The organism is Bradyrhizobium sp. Leo78, assembly GCF_059512425.1.
Genome location: NZ_JCAMOT010000007.1, coordinates 176,709 through 196,355, shown reverse-complemented (window position 1 = coordinate 196,355; position 19,647 = coordinate 176,709). Strand labels below are relative to the sequence as shown.

The 19,647-nt window shown below is 61.2% G+C and carries 13 protein-coding genes and 2 pseudogenes; 1 reads left to right on the top strand and 14 read right to left on the bottom strand.

All coding sequences use genetic code 11. The features are described 5' to 3' along the window. Nucleotides 1-4 precede the first annotated feature (4 nt). From AC5ZG1_RS11805 to purU, 14 genes and pseudogenes are all read right to left on the bottom strand, one after another. Nucleotides 5-757 (bottom strand): ABC transporter ATP-binding protein, encoded by a 753-nt coding sequence (locus AC5ZG1_RS11805; protein ID WP_130222375.1) that lies wholly within the window; start codon nt 755-757, stop codon nt 5-7. Then, the gene (locus tag AC5ZG1_RS11800) at nt 751-1,818 is read right to left on the bottom strand and encodes a FecCD family ABC transporter permease (RefSeq protein WP_496132937.1); all 1,068 of its coding nucleotides are present in this window, start codon (nt 1,816-1,818) and stop codon (nt 751-753) included. Before AC5ZG1_RS11800 ends, AC5ZG1_RS11805 begins: the two co-directional genes overlap by 7 nt. Then, nucleotides 1,818-2,987: an ABC transporter substrate-binding protein gene (locus AC5ZG1_RS11795; RefSeq protein WP_496132936.1), complete on the bottom strand. Its 1,170-nt coding sequence runs from the start codon at nt 2,985-2,987 to the stop codon at nt 1,818-1,820. The genes AC5ZG1_RS11800 and AC5ZG1_RS11795 overlap by 1 nt, the downstream gene beginning before the upstream one ends. Beyond that, a complete protein-coding gene (locus tag AC5ZG1_RS11790; protein WP_130222369.1) occupies nt 2,984-4,213 on the bottom strand; it encodes an MFS transporter in 1,230 nt (409 codons plus the stop codon). Before AC5ZG1_RS11790 ends, AC5ZG1_RS11795 begins: the two co-directional genes overlap by 4 nt. After that, a complete protein-coding gene (locus AC5ZG1_RS11785) occupies nt 4,210-6,099 on the bottom strand; it encodes an IucA/IucC family protein (RefSeq protein ID WP_496132935.1) in 1,890 nt (629 codons plus the stop codon). The genes AC5ZG1_RS11790 and AC5ZG1_RS11785 overlap by 4 nt, the downstream gene beginning before the upstream one ends. Then, nucleotides 6,099-7,238, bottom strand: a complete 1,140-nt coding sequence (locus AC5ZG1_RS11780; protein WP_496132934.1) for an NAD/NADP octopine/nopaline dehydrogenase family protein — start codon at nt 7,236-7,238, stop codon at nt 6,099-6,101. Before AC5ZG1_RS11780 ends, AC5ZG1_RS11785 begins: the two co-directional genes overlap by 1 nt. After that, complete coding sequence (locus AC5ZG1_RS11775; protein WP_496132933.1) at nt 7,235-8,245, bottom strand: PLP-dependent cysteine synthase family protein; 1,011 nt, start codon at nt 8,243-8,245, stop codon at nt 7,235-7,237. The genes AC5ZG1_RS11780 and AC5ZG1_RS11775 overlap by 4 nt, the downstream gene beginning before the upstream one ends. Beyond that, a pseudogene (locus AC5ZG1_RS11770) lies at nt 8,227-9,618 on the bottom strand (Y4yA family PLP-dependent enzyme). The gene AC5ZG1_RS11775 and the pseudogene AC5ZG1_RS11770 overlap by 19 nt, the downstream one beginning before the upstream one ends. Then, nucleotides 9,615-10,045: pseudogene (locus AC5ZG1_RS11765) on the bottom strand (ParB N-terminal domain-containing protein). The pseudogenes AC5ZG1_RS11770 and AC5ZG1_RS11765 overlap by 4 nt, the downstream one beginning before the upstream one ends. 253 nt (nt 10,046-10,298) lie before the next feature. Further along, a complete protein-coding gene (locus AC5ZG1_RS11760) occupies nt 10,299-12,503 on the bottom strand; it encodes a TonB-dependent receptor (protein WP_496132932.1) in 2,205 nt (734 codons plus the stop codon). A 1,112-nt stretch (nt 12,504-13,615) separates the two neighbouring features. Next, nucleotides 13,616-14,971: an MFS transporter gene (locus tag AC5ZG1_RS11755; RefSeq protein WP_456643496.1), complete on the bottom strand. Its 1,356-nt coding sequence runs from the start codon at nt 14,969-14,971 to the stop codon at nt 13,616-13,618. A gap of 102 nt (nt 14,972-15,073) precedes the next feature. Then, nucleotides 15,074-15,982: a bifunctional 5,10-methylenetetrahydrofolate dehydrogenase/5,10-methenyltetrahydrofolate cyclohydrolase gene (locus tag AC5ZG1_RS11750; RefSeq protein WP_496132931.1), complete on the bottom strand. Its 909-nt coding sequence runs from the start codon at nt 15,980-15,982 to the stop codon at nt 15,074-15,076. 9 nt (nt 15,983-15,991) lie between these two features. After that, nucleotides 15,992-17,272 (bottom strand): aminomethyltransferase family protein, encoded by a 1,281-nt coding sequence (locus tag AC5ZG1_RS11745; protein ID WP_456643498.1) that lies wholly within the window; start codon nt 17,270-17,272, stop codon nt 15,992-15,994. A gap of 19 nt (nt 17,273-17,291) precedes the next feature. Continuing rightward, a complete protein-coding gene (purU, locus tag AC5ZG1_RS11740; protein ID WP_496132930.1) occupies nt 17,292-18,164 on the bottom strand; it encodes a formyltetrahydrofolate deformylase in 873 nt (290 codons plus the stop codon). Between the two features lie 239 nt (nt 18,165-18,403). On the opposite strand from purU, the gene AC5ZG1_RS11735 reads away from it, so the two are divergent. Further along, entirely contained in the window at nt 18,404-19,414 is a 1,011-nt protein-coding gene (locus AC5ZG1_RS11735) for a LysR family transcriptional regulator (protein WP_496132929.1), read from the top strand. Nucleotides 19,415-19,647: the final 233 nt, after the last annotated feature.

The window sequence follows — 19,647 nt, the reverse complement described above, 5'->3', positions numbered from 1 at the left end:
GACATCAGATCGCGTCGTCGACGATCAAATGTGGCTTGCCCTGCGAACAGGATTCGATACGTGCCCTAATGCGAAAGGTTGCGGCAAGGTTTTCCGGCGTCAGGACTTCAGCCGCCGTGCCGAAATCGTGCAACGTTCCATCAGAGAGGATAGCGACCTTGTCTGCGAATTTGAGCGCCAGGTCGAGATGGTGCAGCGCGATCAGCACGAGCATACCGTCGTCATGCGCAAGGCTGCGCACCTGCCGCATCGCTTCCAACTGGCGGTGCATGTCCAGCGCGCTGGTTGGCTCGTCCAAGAGCAGCACCTGCGGTTCGCGCACGAGACATTGAGCAAGCCCGACGAGCTGGCGCTGTCCGCCGCTCAGCTCGGAAAGGATTTCATTGGCAAGATCGCCCATATCGAGTGACGCCAGCGCCTGGTCCACCGCCACAAGATCGGACCTCTCCAGACGCCAGCCGCTGACCTGCTTACGCGCAAGAAGCACGGATTCGAATACAGTCAGCACCGCGCTTGCCGTTTGGTCTTGAGGCATATAGGCGACGGCGCGATCTGCATCGCGCACACCTTCCAACCGGCACTCGCCGGGCCCCGGAAGAATGGCTGCCAGGCGCCGGAACAGCGTCGACTTGCCCGCAGCATTCGGTCCAATGACCGCCACGACCTCGCCGCCATAACAGGGCGGAAGGGTCACATCACGTAGTACCTCGCGTGATCCGAAGCGGGCGCCGAGGCGATGCGTGCTCAGCACTACCATATGTCTCTTCCGCTTTTCAGAATCAAATAGAGGAAGACCGGCAATCCGATCGCCGAGGTGACGATGCCGATCGGCAGGACGGCGCCGGGTACCGCGATTTTGGCCAGGATGGAGCTGAACGACATTATCAGCGCGCCAGTCAGCGCGCTCGCGGGCAGCAGGAAGCGCTGGTCTTCGCCGACCATCATGCGTGCGATGTGCGGAGCTACGAGACCGATAAAGCCGATCGTGCCGACAAACGCGACGGGGATCGCCGTCAAAAGAGAGACAAGGATCAGGGTTTCGAGCCGCAGGCGGCGCACGGGAATGCCGAAGCTCGCCGCGCGCGCCTCGCCAAGGCGTAAGGCCGTCAACTGCCACCGGCGGCGCAGAAAGACCGGCAAGGTTAGACCCACGACCAGCGCGGTGATGGCGAGCTTGGGCCATGTCGCCTTGGTGAGGCTGCCCATGGTCCAGAAGACGATGGCCGCGACCGCCTGCTCGGCGGCGAAATACTGGATGATAGCGAGTGCCGTATTGAAACTGAAAACCAGCGCTATACCCAAGAGCACGATCACATGGATCGAGGCTCCGCGCCGAAGGCTGGCCAAATGGATCAGGAAGGCGGTTGCCATGGCCATGACGAAAGCATTGGCCGCGACGACATAGTCGCCTGCGATGGGAACCAGCGCGACACCGAAGGCGAGCGCAAGGGCCGCGCCGAAGCTTGCACCGGCGGAAAGGCCCAGCGTGAACGGGCTCGCCAGCGGATTGTTCAAGATGGTCTGCATCTGAGCGCCGCCGATGGCAAGCGCCACACCGACCACGACGCCCATAAGGGCCGACGGCATGCGGATCGACCAGACAATGACGCGCATCTGCGCATCCGCTTCCGCCGGCAGAACGAGCGTGCGCACAACCTCTCCAAGCCTGTAGCTGGCTGGTCCAGTCGAAAGGTCACCGACCAATGCGACGCAGACACCGACCACCAGCACAAGGAGAACGATCCATCGCCTGACGCTGAGCGCTTGATAGGCGTCGCCTCCGGCTAAGGGCAGTGTTTCGGTATGGACATCGGTCATCACTGGCTGTCCGAAAGGCTGACGCTATAGCCGGGCCGGTACTCGATGGGCAGGAAGCGACGATGGTATTCGGCAAAAGTTGCATTGGGGTCCAGATTAGCAAACAGGTCGGGGTGAATCCACTTCGCCAATTGTTGGACGGCAACAAATTCGTATGGGCTGTTGTAGAACTGGTGCCAAATGCCGTGAAAATTCCGCGTCTTCTTTGCCGCGATACCGGTATAGGCGTCCCGAGTAGCGAACCATTCGAGCTTCTTGCGCGTCACCCGAGGATCCGCCCCTGGTCCAAGCGGAATCCAATGGCCCCCGGGCACATAGGCTTGCCAGTCAGCGCTGGTAACCACCACATGCTCGGGATTGGCGACGATGACCTGCTCGGGGCTGATCTGCCCGAAGGTCGAAGGAATGATATCGCTGCCGATATTATGGCCGCCAGCGAGTTCGACATATTTGCCGAAATTCTCGGCACCGAAAGACAGGCAGCAATCCTGCGAGTAGCCACCGATCCGCTCGACGAACACATTGGGGCGCTTCGGTTGTTTGGCGGCAAGGACGTTGGCAACCGCAGCCATGGCCTGGCGGCGGAACGCGATGATCTCCTCCGCACGCGCCTCGCGCCCCATGATCCTGCCCAGGAGCCGAATGGTCGGCTCGGTGTTTTCCAGGGGACGGTGACGAAAATCGATATATAGAACCGGTATGTTCAGTGCCGCGAGCTTTTCGATGTAGCTGGCGTCCTTGTTGGCCTGCATGGCTTCAAGATTGAGCAGCACCACATCAGGCTTCTGGATGATCGCCGATTCGATGTCGATCAGGCTGTCCTCCTGCCCCTTAAAGGAAGGCAGCTTCGCCAACTCGGGAAACACTACGAGATACTGCGCGTAAGTGGCCGGGTCGGCCGCGATCAGATCGGTGCGCCAGGCAACGACGTGGGCCAAGGGATCTTTGGGTTCCAGCGAGGCGATGAGATAGAGCTGCCGGCCTTCGCCCAGAAGCATCCGTTTGACAGGCGCGTTAAGCGTCACCTGGCGGCCTGCGATATCAGTGAGGGTAAGCGGCGCCTGTGTCTGTGTCAGTCCAGGTTCGCCGGCAAATGCTGCTGTTGGAAGCAAAGCGATCAGGACAATAGCCGTCACCGCGGCGTGCAGCAGCGATCGGTATTCCGTCATGGTCGACTTCCTTCTTGAGCGGAGTGCGCAGTTTTGAGCCAGATGCCGAGAGCCGACAAAAATGACAAGGCGTAAAGCGTGGCGACGAGCGGGAAAGCGGCTTCGAGACCAAAGAGCTGGGTGACCCCGACACCGGCAACGATGCCGCTCGCAGAAGCAACCTGCTGGCAGGCTTGAGCAAGGCCCAGAACCGAACCTTGCCTATCATTAGAGACAGCTGCCGAAATGAGCGCGAGAAGCACCGGCGTCGTTCCCCCAAGAAGCGCGCCCCAGATAAAATACAGGAACGCGAACACGGCAACGGAGTTCGTGCTGCCCGCCAGATGCGTAACCAAAACGCACGCGGCCGAAATCGGCACGCTCCCGCCCAGCACATAGGATGGCGTTCGTTTCTCGAAGAGCCGCGCCCATAGGGGCGCGGCCACGACAAAGCCGCACGCCAGCAGTCCGTAAGTGAGGCCGGCGACCCAGTGCGGCGCGCCAAATACCCGGGTCATGTACAGTGAGAAAGGAACCTGCAGGACCATGCGGCTGGCAAGCAGCATCCCCATCAAGGCAAGAAGAGCTCCGATCGGAGCACCTGTCGACGCCGTAGGCTTTGCGGTACCCGCGTTTCCGGGATTGGCGGCAGCAGCTCCTGGCGTCGGTACGGGCAGGCTCAACCAGGCAACGGCAGCGCACAGCGCACAAATCGCCCCGGCGGTCAGATTTACTGCAGCAAAAGGGAATCGATCGAGAATGAGCCCGCCCAGGAAGGCGCCGCCCAGCGAGCCCACATTGGTCGCAACCTGAAGCCAGGCGAACAGGCTTGCGCGATCCTTCCCGCCGGTAATCTGCACGCCATAGGCCTGCGCTGGGGCGATATAGCCGGCGCAGGCGCCCTGCAAGAAACGCAACGCGATGATCGTCCAGACATCCTGTGCAACAGCGACAAGGAGTTGCGTGACCGCTAGCCCGCCGAGCGCCCGAACCATCATCAGCCGATTGCCGTAGCGATCGCCCATTCGCCCCCAAAAGGTGCTGGTCAGCGACATACCAATCATCGGGCCCACATAGACACCCACGCCTGCGAGTCCAAAGACGCTGTCGGAAGGGCTCAACGCTTTGATTTGGATCGGCCAGAATGGACCACTCATTTCCATGGCGCCCATGGAAATGAATTGCAGCCCGAACAGCAAGACAAAAACAGGACCGAAGCCGCGAAACAAGGCAGAAGCAGTTGTCATTCCGCTCCCGCCAGTGGATTCGGCAGCTCGTGCTCAACCCGATAGTCGCGATAACGCTCCAGGTGCATCCGCAGCACGGAGCGGCTCGGCCAGGGTTTCTCAAGAAAGGCCTTGCGTTCTTCCTGCCAGAATGCGTCCGACAACATGCGCGGCTTGAGCGCATCGAAAACTGCCTCGGCCTCTTCCCGCAGGATGCGCCAAAGGCTTGTGCCCGACAGTGGATAATGTTGGTCGAGGCACAGTGCGACTTCATGAAGGTGGCAGACGAAGCAGGCATCGATGACGAATGAGCGCACAAGACTGATATTGTCATCAAATGTGGTGGGTAATATCCCCGTGCGAGTGAAGGGCTTGAGGTGGTACCCTCGTTCCTTGAACAGGGGCGCAAAACTGCGGCCGTCGCCGAAATCACGGATCAGCAGTTTTCGCGGGCGGCCGGTTTCATCGAACAGGATCGTGCTGTTTTGCTGATGCGCCTCAAAAGCAATTCCGTAAAGCAGATACATGGCGAGCGTTGGCCGGATGACAGTCCCTACATAGGCACGGAAGAACGCCGATACGGCTGCTTCACTTTCATCGCCGCTTCTGGCAATCAATTCGCAAATGAGCGGGCGGCCATCGATCGGGCTTGCCGTCAAGAGTGCCGCAACAGTGACCGGCAATAGCCCATCATTTCGCGCCAGAGCGTCGCAGTTGCGGTAGACGACCGATAGAAAGCGGCCCGGATGCTCGTCGCCCGTTACGGGGTGGTGCAGGATTGCGCCGAGCTCTTCGGTGAAGATCTCCAACCTGTCAGAAAGATCCCTCTCCTTTGACAGAATATCGGAAATCAGGGTGCTGAGACGCGGCCCCATGTAAATCGATTTGGCCTGCAGAGTGCGCTGTTCGCTGGTCATCCAGATCGCCACCGGCAGTTTGATAAAGGGCCTCGGCTCCTGTGTGTCCGGCAGCATTGTGCGGAACGACATTGACGGCAGCGTTATGACCTCCGGGCCATCCGGATCGAAAACTTCGGAACTAATCTCGGACGTGAACTCACGGCACAGGAAATTGTCAAGGTGCCAGATATGGACAGGGAGAGGCAGCCAGTCCTCGCGAGACTTTCCACGTTTATGCAATCCTTCGGCCCAGTCGCGCCAGAGCTCGGGGAAGTTCTGCGAGAACCATTCCGAATAGCTGCCGACATGCGGCATCTTCTCCACATACGACCATTCTTTGCGCAGCGCTGCTATTCGGACGCGCACGCGAGCACCGAACTCCGGCGACAAAGCCGCGACGTCCTCGGGCGAGAGGTCGGGTTTGGCCTTCCATGTCGGATAAAAGGGATGACCTTCCAGCGCGCCCCACTGATCGAGCGTCGTAGCCGCCAGATGCGGCGGCAGGCTCTTTTCCAAATATGCGAGGAATCCCTGCACGCCTGCTTCGGCTACTTTCCCTCGCAGCTCGGCGCTCCAGTGCTCCCGGTGACGACGCGCCAGGATGTCGTTGCGCATGCTGTCCTCGACGTCGCGTATGAGATGCTCGACGCCGTCCGATGCTGGCGAGATCGCCAAGGCGGGCGCGACCTGCCGGATGAGGTCGGAGGGACCACCGATCCGGTAGCGAGCACCGGTCTCGTCTAGTATTTCGACAGAACCACGATTTTGCAATGTCCCCGCAGGCGCACGACGCAGGTCGGTGAAATGCAGGACCCAGCGTGACTGCCAAAGGGGGAGCCATGCTTGGTTGCCGTCGCGCGCCCACAACAATGCATCCGGTTCAAGAAGGCGCTCGGCGAACAGGCAGCGGACCAACCGGTTGACCGCATTGCGCGATGCGTCCGACCAAAGCCGCCCGGCGCGCGCCTGAGCTTCGGCATCTGCGGAGGAAGGCATCCACTCGTCCACTACGCTTCCTCCGGCCAGTTGGCGGGCAAAAAGGCCGGCGCGCCTTCGGTGAACCCGCCATGATAGTTGAGCGCCCAGTTGTAGGTTTTCGTGATAGCGGGAGTTGCCACTTCAAGCCGCGTGGCCAATTCCACCAGCAACGCCTGCCCGAAGGCTATGTCTTCGTGGAAAGCGCGGCTTGCGCGATCGATGACAAGGCCGGGCCCGTCCGGATTGGGAACAAGTGGGGCGCGAATGCCCGCATAAGCACGGTTTGTTCGCAGCAGCGTATACATAGTCCGGTCGTCCTCGATCTGGCTGCCATAAGCGTCGATCAATTCCTGTCGGAGCGGCTTCACCGAACTCAGATCAATGCCCAGGCGCAATTCGACCGCATGGCGGATTGCCTGGTTTTCCGCATCGCAGGCCTCCAGCAATTCGGCGCCGGCGCGTGGGCAATCGCTCCACCAGCAAAGGGGACGGTCAAACGGCTTGTTTTCCCAGGGCGCGCCAGGGCCGATCAGGGCATAGAGCACGGCGGGATGCATCAATGCGTTGCCCGGTGTCAGCGTGATTTCGAGATAGTCCTGCAGCAGGGTGACGGGGGCTTCATAGATGTGACCCAGCATCGCCTGGAGCTCGGCGCGGCTCGCTGCGGTCTCGCGACGATGAAGCGCCGCGAAGAGCTGAGCCTTGGCCCCTCCCATGCGCACCCGCTCGCCTGGCACCAAGTCAAAGGCCGTATGGGGCACGTCCTTCATGCCCCAGATCACCACATTGTCCGTACCCGAAAGGGCTTCGGCTGCGAGCCAGTTGAAGCCGCAAAAGCCGGGAATCGCGCCAACATAGACGTGCTTGTCCCGGGGGAGATGCCCTGCGAAGGAGTGTAGAAGCGCAGGCCGCGCGTGGGCCGGCAGCGTCACGATCACCATGTCCGTGCCTATAAGTGCCTCGCTCGGATCGGTGCCGACATAGTCGGGCCGTCCGCTCAAGAGGTGGCCGTCCGGCGTCTGGGCCCACCAAACACCGTCTCCCCTCGTCCATCGATCGGCGACGGCAGCCGCCCCCGTCAGCACGGAAACAGTGATACCTGGACGCTGATTGAAGAGCACGGCATTCAACTGCCCAGTGCGCCCCGCACCGCAGATCGTCACCTTCATGCTGCGCGCGCCCTTCCGGTGAGCCAGGCGTCGAGCTGTGCGGCGATGGTCGGATCCAACAAATCGCGCTTGGCCATCCATTCATCGTCGAAGACCGAGCCAAGATATTTCTCGCCACCGTCGGCAACGGGCGTGACCACCGTGCCGGACAACCTGCCGGCTGCAATGAATTCCAGCGCCTTGTAGATGGTGCCCCCGGTCGAGCCCCCGACCAGAAGCGCGTGGCGCCGCGCGATAAAACGTGCTGTTTCGAAGGCCTGCGTGTCGGTGACCTGCACCCCTTCATCGATGCATCCATAGTCGAGCACCTTGCCGATTTCATCGCCGGCGGGCGTTCCCGTGCCCGACTGGTAGTAGGGATGGCCAGGCTTGCCGAAGACGATCGAGCCGGCCGGTTCCACAGCGATTGTCCGGACAGCAGGGTTAACCCGCTTCAGACGCTGGGCGATACCGGTCATTGACCCGCCGGTGCCGACACAGCCGACAAAGGCATCGATGCCGTCTGGAAGCTGTGCCAGGAGCTCGTCGACGAAACCGGCATAGCCTTCCGGGTTTGCCGGATTGTCGGACTGGTTCATGAACAACGCATCAGGAAGCTGGGCGCCGAGTTGGGCGGCCAGCCGTTGGCGCTCCACCACCGCAACCTCGTCCTCCCGATAGTCGCCTTCGACATAACGAATTTCCGCGCCCAGCGCGCGCATCATGCGGATCTTGTCCGGCGCGGCGTGATGATCGACAACGGCAATGAAGCGCAGGCCCAATTCCACTGCGGCTAACGCCAGTCCGATCCCGGTGTTTCCGGACGACGATTCGACGATCGTGCCGCCCGGCGGGAGCCGCCCGTCCTCAAGCGCGGCAAGCACCATGCTGCGCGCCATGCGGTCCTTGATGGAGCCACCCGGATTGTTCTTTTCAAGCTTCAGCACGAGCGTGGCATCGCTGTTGGGCACGGCAATCGGCATCACCGGCGTTTGGCCGATCAGCTGGCTTACGGTCCTGCAGAGCATTGTGCCTCTCCTACTGTGTCGGGGACGAGCGTTAGCTGTCCTTTTACATCCCGAACCACGCAAAGGCGGCTCGGCATCGGGTGGCGATGGAATTCGTTTTCCAGGAGGTCCATCTGCTAACCGCCGGTGTTGGCGTAAACCAGAAGGTCTCCCGCTCGCGGAGCGATGGGAAAGGTGAGCCATCTGTTGCTAAGGACGTCCTCGTCCAAGCAGCTATGGCCGGCCAGATAACCTCGGATAGATTTTGCGGCGATCGGCGGCGATGTGGCCGGAACCAGGATGGGATCGACCAAAAATTCGGAGCCAAACCAGGTTTCGCAAGCGCTGAAGCTGCTGCCTTCGACGAAGACGACATGGGCATCAGGGCCAACGGCTTTCACGCGCAACACCCGGAAGACGGAAATCGCGGCCTGATCGGCCAGTGCTCGCCCGGGCTCCATCCCCAGCACCAGCCCCTCATGGACAAGATAGTTCGCAAAGCTGCGGCCATCGGCCATCGGTGCGCTCAGCAAACAACGCAGCCACTCGGCAGCGGAAAGCTCTCCCCCGTAGGGATAGAAGGAATCCGGTATCTTCCCGGTGCGGTAGTCCTCGGGCATCTGTGCCCCAAGATGCGCCTGATAGGCGCGCTGATCGACATATTGGATCGGCAACCCGCCCCCAATGTCGATCATGCGCGGCGCAAAACCTTGTGCGCGGGATTCGCTGAGCAGACCGGCGGCCTCTCTAATCGCTTGCGCGCGAGATTCCCAACTATAGCCACTCAGGTGGAAGTGCAGCCCGTCAAAGCGCAAGCGGCCTTCGCCAGCAATGCGCGACAGACAATGCCGGATGGCCGCGGCCGGCATGCCGAAGCGACTCCGCGCCTGGTTGGTGGGACGCAAACGCAGCAGCACCGGCTGAAGCGGGCCGCTTGCCGGAAGCCCGCGGATCAGATCCTCGAGCTCTTCCGGTGAATCCACCGATATGAGCGCGTTGCAGTTGATAAGCTCGTTGTGGAATGCCGCCGTCTTCGCCGGGCCTGTCGCCACAAGTTGTGCGCCGTCGGCGCCGAGCCGTCTGGCATCCCGCAACTCATAATGGCTTGAGACGTCAATGCCGGCCCCTGCGCGCAATGCTGCGGCTAACAGCCCCGGCGATTTGTTGACTTTCGCTCCGTAGTAGACCGCGTGTGCGACACCGCTCTCCCGCAAGGCGCCTCTGAGTACCGCGATATTCCTCTGCAGCTCTTCGGGCCAGATCAGATTGACCGGCGACCCATGTCGGGCGACCCAATCGATCAGCAGCGGGCCGTTGCCGGCCAAGAGCTCCGCCGTGCTTGGCCGCAGAATCGGTGACAGGCCCGCGCCGGGCTTGTAGCAATGCAAGGTCATCGCCTCGCCCTTTCGGCATAGGCTACGGCGCGTTCTGTCGGAGCAAGGTGGCGCAAGCTCTCCAACGGCAGGTTGCAATTGGGCAGGCTTTGATCAAAAATATGTCGCGTCGTCTTGCAGGGGAATTTTCGGCCGCTGCGCGCCATCGCGAGGATGCTCGCAGGCGTGATCGTCTGGCCCGCGCGCCAGCTCTCCACCCGCACTGCGCTGTAGTCCAAGAGAATCACCGGCACCAGTGGCAGTTGCAGGCGGTGCGCGACTGCTAGCCGGTGATGACCGTCCATCACGAAGAGAGCGTCCTTCTCCGCCGTGATCGGAACAGTCCAACAACCCGCGCGGAGGATTTGCATCTGCAGCTCCGCTACCGGTTGGCATCGACCTCTTCGGTCGGGATCAAGCATGTTGGCGAAAGGAAGCGAACTTGCATATCGACCAGCCTGATTTTTTGTCAGCAGGAACCGTTCGGGAAGCGCCTTCAGGGTGGCGCTGCGTCGTTGGTGCCAACGCGCAGCGACAAGGAACAGAGGGTTTGCAGGCACGCCGGCTGTTCGCGAACGAGCTGCTCGGTCTGCGTGTCCAGCAGCGGGGTTAACGCGCGAACAAATGCGCTGACACCTCCTCCCACGACCGAGCCATCATAAGCATCCATAAAGCCTCTCACCAAACTGTAAGAGCAGCGATTACATGTCCACGGTCATCGACAGGAGATACGTGCGCGGTGCTCCCAGGAAGAACGTTCCGAATGAGGCTACGCTCGACCAGTAATTCGTACCGGTCACATTCTGAACGTTCGCGCGGAAAACCGTCCTCCTGCCGTTGATCGCCGTCGTATAGCGGGCACCGAGATCGAGACGCGTCCAATCCGGGATCGGCTGCTTGTTCGCTGTATCGACGAACTGCTTGCCCGTGTAGATGACTGCCCCATTCAAAGTGAGCCCGGTCACCCACGGGAGATCCCACTCGGCTCCAATATTGGCCTGCACGTTCGGAACGCCGATTGGCGTGTTGCCCACGTTTGCCGCGAGGGCGGTCTTCGTCAGGGTGCCATCCAGCAGCGAGAAGCCTCCGAGGACACGAATCTCGGGCATGAGTTCACCGTAGACGTTGAACTCGAGCCCACGGACTTGCTGTTCGGCGGTCGCCGCGAAGCGCCCGGCGGACAGCTCGCCGCTCGCCTTCGATATCTGGAAAGCGCTGAAGGTGGTTGCAAGCCGGCCGAAATCCACCTTGACGCCGGCCTCGTACTGCTTGGCGATGTAGGGCGGGAGCACTTCGCCGAAGTTGGAAGCGGTCTGCGGCGCAACATCGCCCCGGCTTAGACCTTCGATGTAGTTCGCGTACAGAGAGACGTTGTCCCAGGGACGGACGACGAGGCCGACCACGGGAGTGGTCGCGCTCTTGTCGTAGGACGACGTCAGTGTTCCGACATTGGAAAGATAGTTGTTCGCTTCGATGCCCTGGCGCCGGACACCCAAAGTCAACAGGACACGCTCATTCAGCACAGATAAGGTGTCAGCAATCGAGAGCCCCGTGAGTTCACTGTCCGAGAGCGGGGGGCGCCCGCTGATCTCGTTTGCGAACTGAGTTGGCGCCACGGTCGGATTGTAGATGTTCGACGCGACCAGACTGCCATTGGTGAGCCGCCGGTTCAACGCGTCATGATAGAGGGAGGCCTGGAAGGCGACCGCATGGTGGACGAAGCCGGTATCGAAGCGGGCGCGGACGCCGCCATCATATGTGTATCGATCAACGCTAAGCCCGAAGAATTGGGGCGTCGAAGTCGTGTCGCCGCTCGTATTGATGATCGTCGGAAGACCGAAGAATCGCTTGACATCGGTCCGCGATCCGCCGACGTCAGCGAACAACGTCACCTGATCGGTTACATCGTATTCGGTGCGCAACAAGGCAGACTGATCGTTGATACGCGACCATTCCCAAGGTTGCGTCACGTTCAGCCGACCGTCCGGCGCGTTCGGCACTTGTAGGCCGGGAGCCATGAGGAAAGGACGTGACGGCGCGTCGAACCGATCGGTCTGGGCGATGAGATAGAGCCAGGACCTGAAGCGCTCGCCCTGATAGTCGAGGGCCAGCGATCCGACGCCCGTCGTTTCGGACTGGCGGTCAATGGGCGTGTCGCCGTCGCGCAGGCTGCCGGTGGTGCGCACGCCCCATTCCTTGCTGTCGCCGTAGCGCCTCGCAATATCCCAGTGACCGCCGAACCGTGCGGCCGAACCGTAACCCGCGGTGAAGCGCGTCAAGTCCTCTCCCGCACGCTTAGGCACAACATTGATGACGCCGCCGACGCCGCCGTTGGGTGCGATCCCTGAGAGCGCAGCTGAGGGACCCTTGAGCACTTCGATGCGTTCGATGTAATCCGTGAATATGCGGTAGTTCGGCGCGATCCCGTAAAGGCCCTCGAAGGCGAACTCACCGCTATTGCCTTCGTTAGTTGGGAAGCCGCGAATGTTGAAGGAATCGACCGTACCTCCCGTTGGGTGGGAACTGCGCACGGAAGGATCCAGGATCAAGGCATCCGCAACCGTCGCCGCCTGCTGATCCCGGATGAATTTGTCCGTGTAGCTCGTCAGATTGAACGGCGCCTTCATTGTGTCGGCGTTTCCGAGCAGTCCCAGCCGCCCGCCTTGAGCGACCTGGCCGCCCGCAAAGGCGGGCACGACACCCGGCTGCGATTGCACGACAGCGGTTTCGGTTTGCGGGGCGCTAGGCGCCGTGGGGCGCCGTGAAGTTGATCGGACCCGGGCGGCATTTCGTTTGGTCGGCGCGCTGCGGACCGACCGTTGCGTCGGAGCATCGACAGTAATGGGAGGAAGGGAGTTGCCGCCTTGCGGTGTTTGGGATTGAGCGGGCGATTCGAACCACGCCATCAACGCCACTCCACCTAGCAGTGTCGCACCAAAGCGAACTACCGCCCCAACCTCACCTGCACGTCGCATTTCCAGAAAGCCCCTCATCAAACAGCACATCGCCCAACGTGAAATGGCTCCACGACCGGGCTTCAACGACCATGGATCGAAAATCCGCTCTCTGCGTCCGAGCTCGGCCGACACTTACGACCGGTGAATCAGCTCCCCCGCAAACGCGCGTTCCGGGTTGGTTGCCTACGTCCTCATGTGCAACTTCGGATTGTTGGCGATCTGCACCGCCTCTTTAGAGAGACGCTATCGTGACTGCAACGCAAATGCGTGCGGTGCGACTTAGAATGTCTCGATCATCGATCGACTCGAGTCAGCGACACTATGTTTGGAAGTATTCCAAAGGTACTTTGGAAGATTCTAAGTCAGTGCTGTTGAAGTTGACGGGAAAGATAGACGAGAGTGCTTTCGCCAGAGAGCCATGCTTTTCCTGGAAGCTGTAACGCAATAGGCCTCGCTTCTTCAGGAACGCTTTAGACCTCGTCATGGACTGACTGTTGCGCGTCAAGCGCCGTCGCCTCAATTCCCAGGACCTGTGCGTATTCATTGATCTTATCGGCGCGCTTGCGAATCCGTAGCCCAGACCACTACCGCTAAATGGACGAGGCTGAAGATCGGCGCATTTCGAAGGCTTGCGCAGGCTCTCGAATTTGCGTCCGACGATCGCGGGCGCGAGCACCTCATTGACGAGCCGGGCGCGATGCCCGGCGCCGGGTGCGGGAAAGTTCGACCAGGCCTCCCTCTCCCCTGGACGCCGTCTTCATCGATTGCGCAAATGAAGACGGCCGGACGGTTCAACATCTTGGCGAACGACATCACCACCGGCGTCGCCAAAGGATAGCGATAGCAGAATCGCCCGGATCGAGCCGATCGTGAAGCCGCCAGACGTCATGTTTTCTTCCGCAATGGGCCACACTAAATGGATACTCGCGGGTACTTGCCGTTGATTCGCAGCTCCTCACGAGTTAGCGCGAAGACCGGTCGCGCGTCGACCGCTGTCGACCTTGGTGAGCCCGGCGGCGGTCGATACTCGCTTCTCGATGGCTCCTTCAGACGCGAGATCGCTACGGTTCGGCCCGCAGCGCGGGCTGATGGATGTCGATGATCGCCACCGCCACGAACGTAATGGCCACACACCCGGCGATGACGGCGAAGAACATGGTTGCACCGAAATTCAGGGCGAAGGTGCCGACATATGCGCTGACGATAGCCCCCGCTCGACCGAAGCCGGCCGCAGCACCAACGCCGGTCGATCGAACGTTCGTCGGGTACACGTAGGCGGCCAGCGCGTACAGCGAGCCCTGCGCGCCGAGCAGACAGAAGCCTTCGATAAATAGAAGTGCCATCAGCAATGGTTGGGTTTCGGTCGACAGCGGTATCGATGCCAGGATCGCCGCGCCGACGGTCGCCGCACCAGCGACCGTCAGGATCGCTACCCGCGAACCGTATCGGCCGATCGCCCACCCGGTGACGATGCAACCACCGACGCCGCCGAAGTTGAACAGCGCCAGGCCGAAGCTCGCCGTCTGCACGTCAAAGCCCTTGCCGGTCAGGAGAGTGGGAGCCCACGCATAAAGGACGTAAACCGGCAACAGGCAGAAGAAGAATGCGATCCAAAGCGCCGTCGTCGTGCGACGGAGGGCAGCAATGAACAGCGCGGTGACCGATGCGCGTTCGCCCCCGACATCGCGCCGATCGACGAAGACGCTGGACGCCGCAGCAGTCTTGTCGAGAATCCGTACCGATTTCGCCACCTTCTTCGTATCGACGCCCCGCGCCAACAGGTACTGCGGAGATTCAGGTAGCGCGAACACAAGGATCACTGCGACGATCATCGGCAATACGCCGCTAACCACGAACAACATGCGCCAGCCGTACTCGGGCTGGAGCTGGGCGGCGAGCAGGCCGCCGATCATACCGCCGACCGGAATGCAGACGATCCCCAACATCACGGACAGGCTGCGGTTTCGCTTAGGGGTGAATTCGGCGATCAGGGCCGTCGCAGCCGGAAGCGCGCCGCCGAGCCCGAGGCCCGCCAGAAAACGGCACAGGCTGACTTCACCCACGCCAGGTGCGGCGGCGATTGCCAGAGTTGCCGCACCGAACAGAAAGACCGACGCGATGAGAGCCACCTTGCGTCCAAGCCAATCTCCGACGATGCCTCCAATCGGCGTGCCGATCGTCATGCCGACGAAGCCAAGCGCGAGGGCCGGCGCGAAATCGCCTCGCGTGACGCTCCAGTCCTTGATCATCGATGGTATGGCGAATCCGAGAATCTGATTGTCCAGACCATCGAGAATGATGGCGAGCGCACACAGGAGCAGCACCTGCTTTCGCGAGGTATTCCACGCCCCCTCCTCGGCCAGTGATCCGATGTCGATGACTGGCTGCTTTGTCGTTTCCAAGACCTGTGTCGTCACGTTCTTTCTCCCCCCTTTTGTTATGGATCTTCGAATTTTTCTTCCTGGAAGCCACGCGACGCGGGCTTCGCAAGCCCTTGCTGCTCTCGCCAGAGGCTCCGGTCAGACGGCGGTCATCCTGTCGATTCCCGCCGCCTGCGATCGGGCGGCTTCCATTTGGGCAGCGCTCAAAGTGTTGGCGAGCAGACAGGCGATGGTCATCGGCCCGACGCCACCGGGCACGGGCGTGATCGCGCCGGCGACGTCGATCGCCTCGTCGAAGGCGACGTCGCCGACGAGCCTTTCGGCGCCTGTCTCAGACTTGATGCGGGTGATGCCGACGTCGATGACTGTCGCACCCGGCTTAATGAACTGACCCCGGACCAGACCAGGAACGCCGGTCGCGACCACGAGGATGTCCGCTTCCCTGCATCGCCGCTCGAGGTCGGTCGTGCGGATGTGCGCAATGGAGACCGTGCACAGTTCCTGCAACAGCAGCCGCGCCATCGGACGGCCGACAACGTTCGACGCGCCCACAACGAGTGCTCCGAGCCCCGCAATGTCGTCGTGCACCGACTTGATCAGACGCATCACGCCGAGAGGTGTGCAGGGAACCAAGGCTCCTTGCATGCCGGCCGCAGTCCGTCCCACGTTCAACGGATTGAATCCGTCGACATCCTTGTCTGGACGGATGGCGGTCACAACGCGCGCCGTATCGATGTGGGGCGGCAGCGGAAACTGGACCAATATGCCATTCACCGCCGGGTCCCGGTTTAACTCCTCGATCAGATCCAGAAGCCGTCGCTCTGTCGTGTTCGCATCGAGCGCGAACCGACGTGACCGCATGCCGACGGCTTCGGTCTGCCGCACCTTGTTCGAGACGTAGACGTGGCTGGCAGGATCGTCGCCGATCAGCACGACGGCCAGCTCCCGGACTGCCACACCGCCACCGACGAGAGCGGCCACGCCCTCGGCCACCTGCTTCTGAACCTCGGCAGCGAGCGCCTTTCCGTCGATGATGCGCGCGGTCATGGTTGCGGTTCAGACCTTGGAAAGGTCGGAGCGCCGGTTGTCCTTCTTGTAGGGCGCCGGAGCCACCTTCGCGCGAATGTGCTTCTGCCGACGTCCGGGTTCGCCCCAGACCACGACGACTTCGGTGCCGATCTCGGAATGATCGACGTCGATGGTGCACAGTGACAGCATCTCGCGGAAGAAGTAGCTGTATCCCCGCGACGTGGTCACGCCGACGTCCTTGCTGCCGCCCAGCACGCGGTCGGCATACATGAATCCGCGCTGGTCGCGGGGCATTTCCATGTACTGGTAGGGCTCCTGCTCCTTCTGGAAGAGCGAGGCGTGGACATCAGCCACGTCGTCTCCGTTCCAGACCAAGGTGCGGATCACGCGCCGCGGATTGGCGACTTCTTCCTCGAGCGCCGCGCGCCCGATGAATTCGTGGTCGAACTTGATGTTCTTGCCCCAGCCGAGTTCGACCGGGCTTCGGTACCAAGCCCGGATGTCATCGGACTGGAAGCTGCCGGCGATGTTGAACGTGGACGCGAAGCCCGGCATCGCTGCGCGGAATTCGTCCTGATAGTCCTTCATGTCCTCATCGAAGATCGCAGGCATGTAGTCAGTTACGATCGTCGGGAAGCACGCTTCGAGGTGGTTGATGAAGATCGCCCGGCCGCCAATGCGGCGGAGGCCGAACTCCTGGCCGGCGGCGACAATAGCGTCGTAGACAGCCGCAGCCTGCTCCATGGGGCCTTGCAGTTCGAAACCGATCTCGCCCGACATACCCTGTCGCAGCGCGAGCATCTTGCAGCCGGCGATCTCGATCTCGCCCGAATGCATGAACTTCACGTCCCTCAGCGACTGCTTCGAGACCTTCTCAAGCAGCGCCACGGACGTCGGCCCTTGGACCTGGAAATTGAACCAGTCGTCGGCTGCGGATATGACATTGTAGTCGCCGTGGCGACGCACGTAGTCGACCCAGAACGTGCCGCGCCCGAACAGCATGAATTCGTCGTCGGACAGGCGCGTGAGGATTCCCTCCGCAATGACCTTTCCCTGTTTGGTGGTATGGACGACGTGTTTCGACTGCCGTATGTCGAACTTCTGGAAGCTGTTGACGGAGGTGTCCGAGAACAGCTTCAGCGCATCGGGTCCCTTGAAGCGCCGCTCCCAGAGGAACGACCAGTCGCCGAGCGCGCAGGTTTCCTTCCAGGACATGCTCTCGTCGATCCAGTCGGTATATTCGGGAAGGCCCCAACGCGAGGTGAAGTAGCCTTCGGGCGTCCTGCGCATGCCCTTGGGTGTGAGCATTGATGATTCTCCGTTCTGCTCAGTTGGCGAAGACAATGGTCCGTTCGCCGTTGATGATGATGCGGTCCTCGAGGAAGAGATGGACCGCGCGCGAGAGGACCCGGCGCTCGATGTCGCGCCCCTTGCGGACCAGATCTTCCGGCGTGTCGCGGTGGCTGACTCGTTCGACGTCCTGTTCGATGATCGGACCCTCGTCGAGATCGCTCGTTGCGAAGTGCGCGGTCGCCCCGATGAGCTTCACGCCGCGCGCGTGCGCCTGATGATAAGGCCTGGCTCCCTTGAAGCCCGGCAGAAAGCTGTGATGAATATTGATGCAGCGGCCATGGAGATGGCGCGCAAGATCGTCGGAGAGGATCTGCATGTAGCGCGCAAGGACGACGAGATCGGCTTTCGTCTCCTCGACAAGCGCCTTGATCTGCGCTTCTTGATCCATCTTCGTTTCCTTCGTGACCGGAAGGTGATGGAACGGAATATCGCCCACCAGGCTGACGGTGAGCGCCGAGCGCGGATGGTTCGAGACAATCCCGACGATGTCCATGTCGAGCTCGCCGAGCCGATGGCGGTACAAGAGATCGCCAAGACAGTGATCGAATTTGGAGACGAACAGCAGGACCTTCTTGCGTTCGGCTTGGGACCGGAGCTTCCATTCCATTCCGAATTTCCGGGCGATCGCCTCGATTCCGCGCCGCGCCGCCTTCGCGCCCCCTTCTGAGAGAGTGACACCGATCCTCATGAAGAAGCTTTCGCTTACGGTCTCGTCGACCTGCGCGGCCTCGACGATATTGCCGCCGTTTTCAAACAGGCAGCGCGAGACATCGGCCACGATTCCCGGCACGTCGCGACACGACAGGGTGAGGATGTATTGCGTATTCGATGCAGTTTCAGCGTGCATAAGCGGGCGATTCCTCGCAGCCACGGGCGATCGATTCCAGCGGCACCGACGTAAGGTGAGCGGATGTTTGAAGAATGAGAGGTGGACCGAGAAAGTGTGGCTGAGAGGCCTGAGCCTCCCGGGGGGCTACGCCTCTGATTTCACTCCCAAAGTCGCCTCTACGGGACGTTACAGAAGCACCATTGCGCAGAATGCCGCCATTGAAAATCCGGTATTATCCAATACAAGCTATCAGCATTATGGATATCAGACGGCTCGATCTGAACTTGCTTCTCCTGCTCGACGGGCTCTTCCGCGCCCAGAACCTGTCGGCGGTCTCTCGTCAGCTTGGAATGAGCCAGCCGATGGCCAGCGCTGGCCTGCGAAAGCTACGGGACTTCTTTGGCGATCCTTTATTTCTGTCGACAGGGCGCGGAATGCGGCCGACGCCATTTGCGGAATCGATCGCCGAAGCGGTGCGAACAGTGCTCTCGACGGTCGACGAGCAGATACTGCGCAAGCCACGCTTCGTACCGGAAGAGAGTGACCGCGTATTCACGGTCACGACCTCGGATATCGGCGTTCTGATCTTCATCCCGCCGATCCTCCAACGCATACGCATGATGGCTCCCGGAGCGGGCCTGCGATGCGTACCGACGTCCCACGAACAGCTGGAGGACGCGCTCGAAAACGGCGAGATCGATCTGGCGATAGGCTACTTTCCGGACCTCGTCGGCCCGAATATTGTGACCGAAGACCTCTTCGATCACCCCTTCACCTGCATTGTTCGAAAGGACCATCCGACGATCGGTGACACCCTGTCGCTTGAGCAGTTTCTCACGGCGGACCATATCGTCGTGAACCAGCAGGGGCGCAGTCAGGAGATATTCGAAAGGCGGGTCCGAGAACTCAAGTTGCAGCGCCGGGTCGTCCTACACTTGCCGCATTTCATGAGCGTGCCGCAATTGATCGCGACGAGCGACATGATCTCCACCGTACCGTTCTCGCTCGGGGCCTGGTACGCAGACGCGGGTCTCAAGCTTCTGCCGCCGCCGGTCTCCATACCTCTGATCCAATTGAAGCAGCACTGGCACCGCCGGATGGACAACGAACCTGCCGTCCGCTGGCTTCAATCGATCGTGGCCGAGGAGTTGCGTCACCGCGATCCCGCGCTGGCCATGTCGGCCGATTATGCCAAGTCCCGTGCCAAGGCCGCGGAGCCCGCTATCGCGGGGCGGTCAGTGTCCGAAGGGACGTCGCTGCGTCGGTGATCTACGAATGCCATTGTGAGTGACAGCCGATCCCTCAGTCTGGCCGTGCGCCGTTAGAGCGCGATGACTTTTCTTCGAATCGTCATCCCGCTCTAGCTCTTTGTTTGAGCATGATCTTTTTCGGAGAACCGGTGTCCACTTTTCCGGATCATGCTCTAGATGAGGACAGCTCGACCGATGTCAGGTCTCGCATCTCGCGATCGCGACCGGACTGTGCGTAGTCTCAGTAGGCG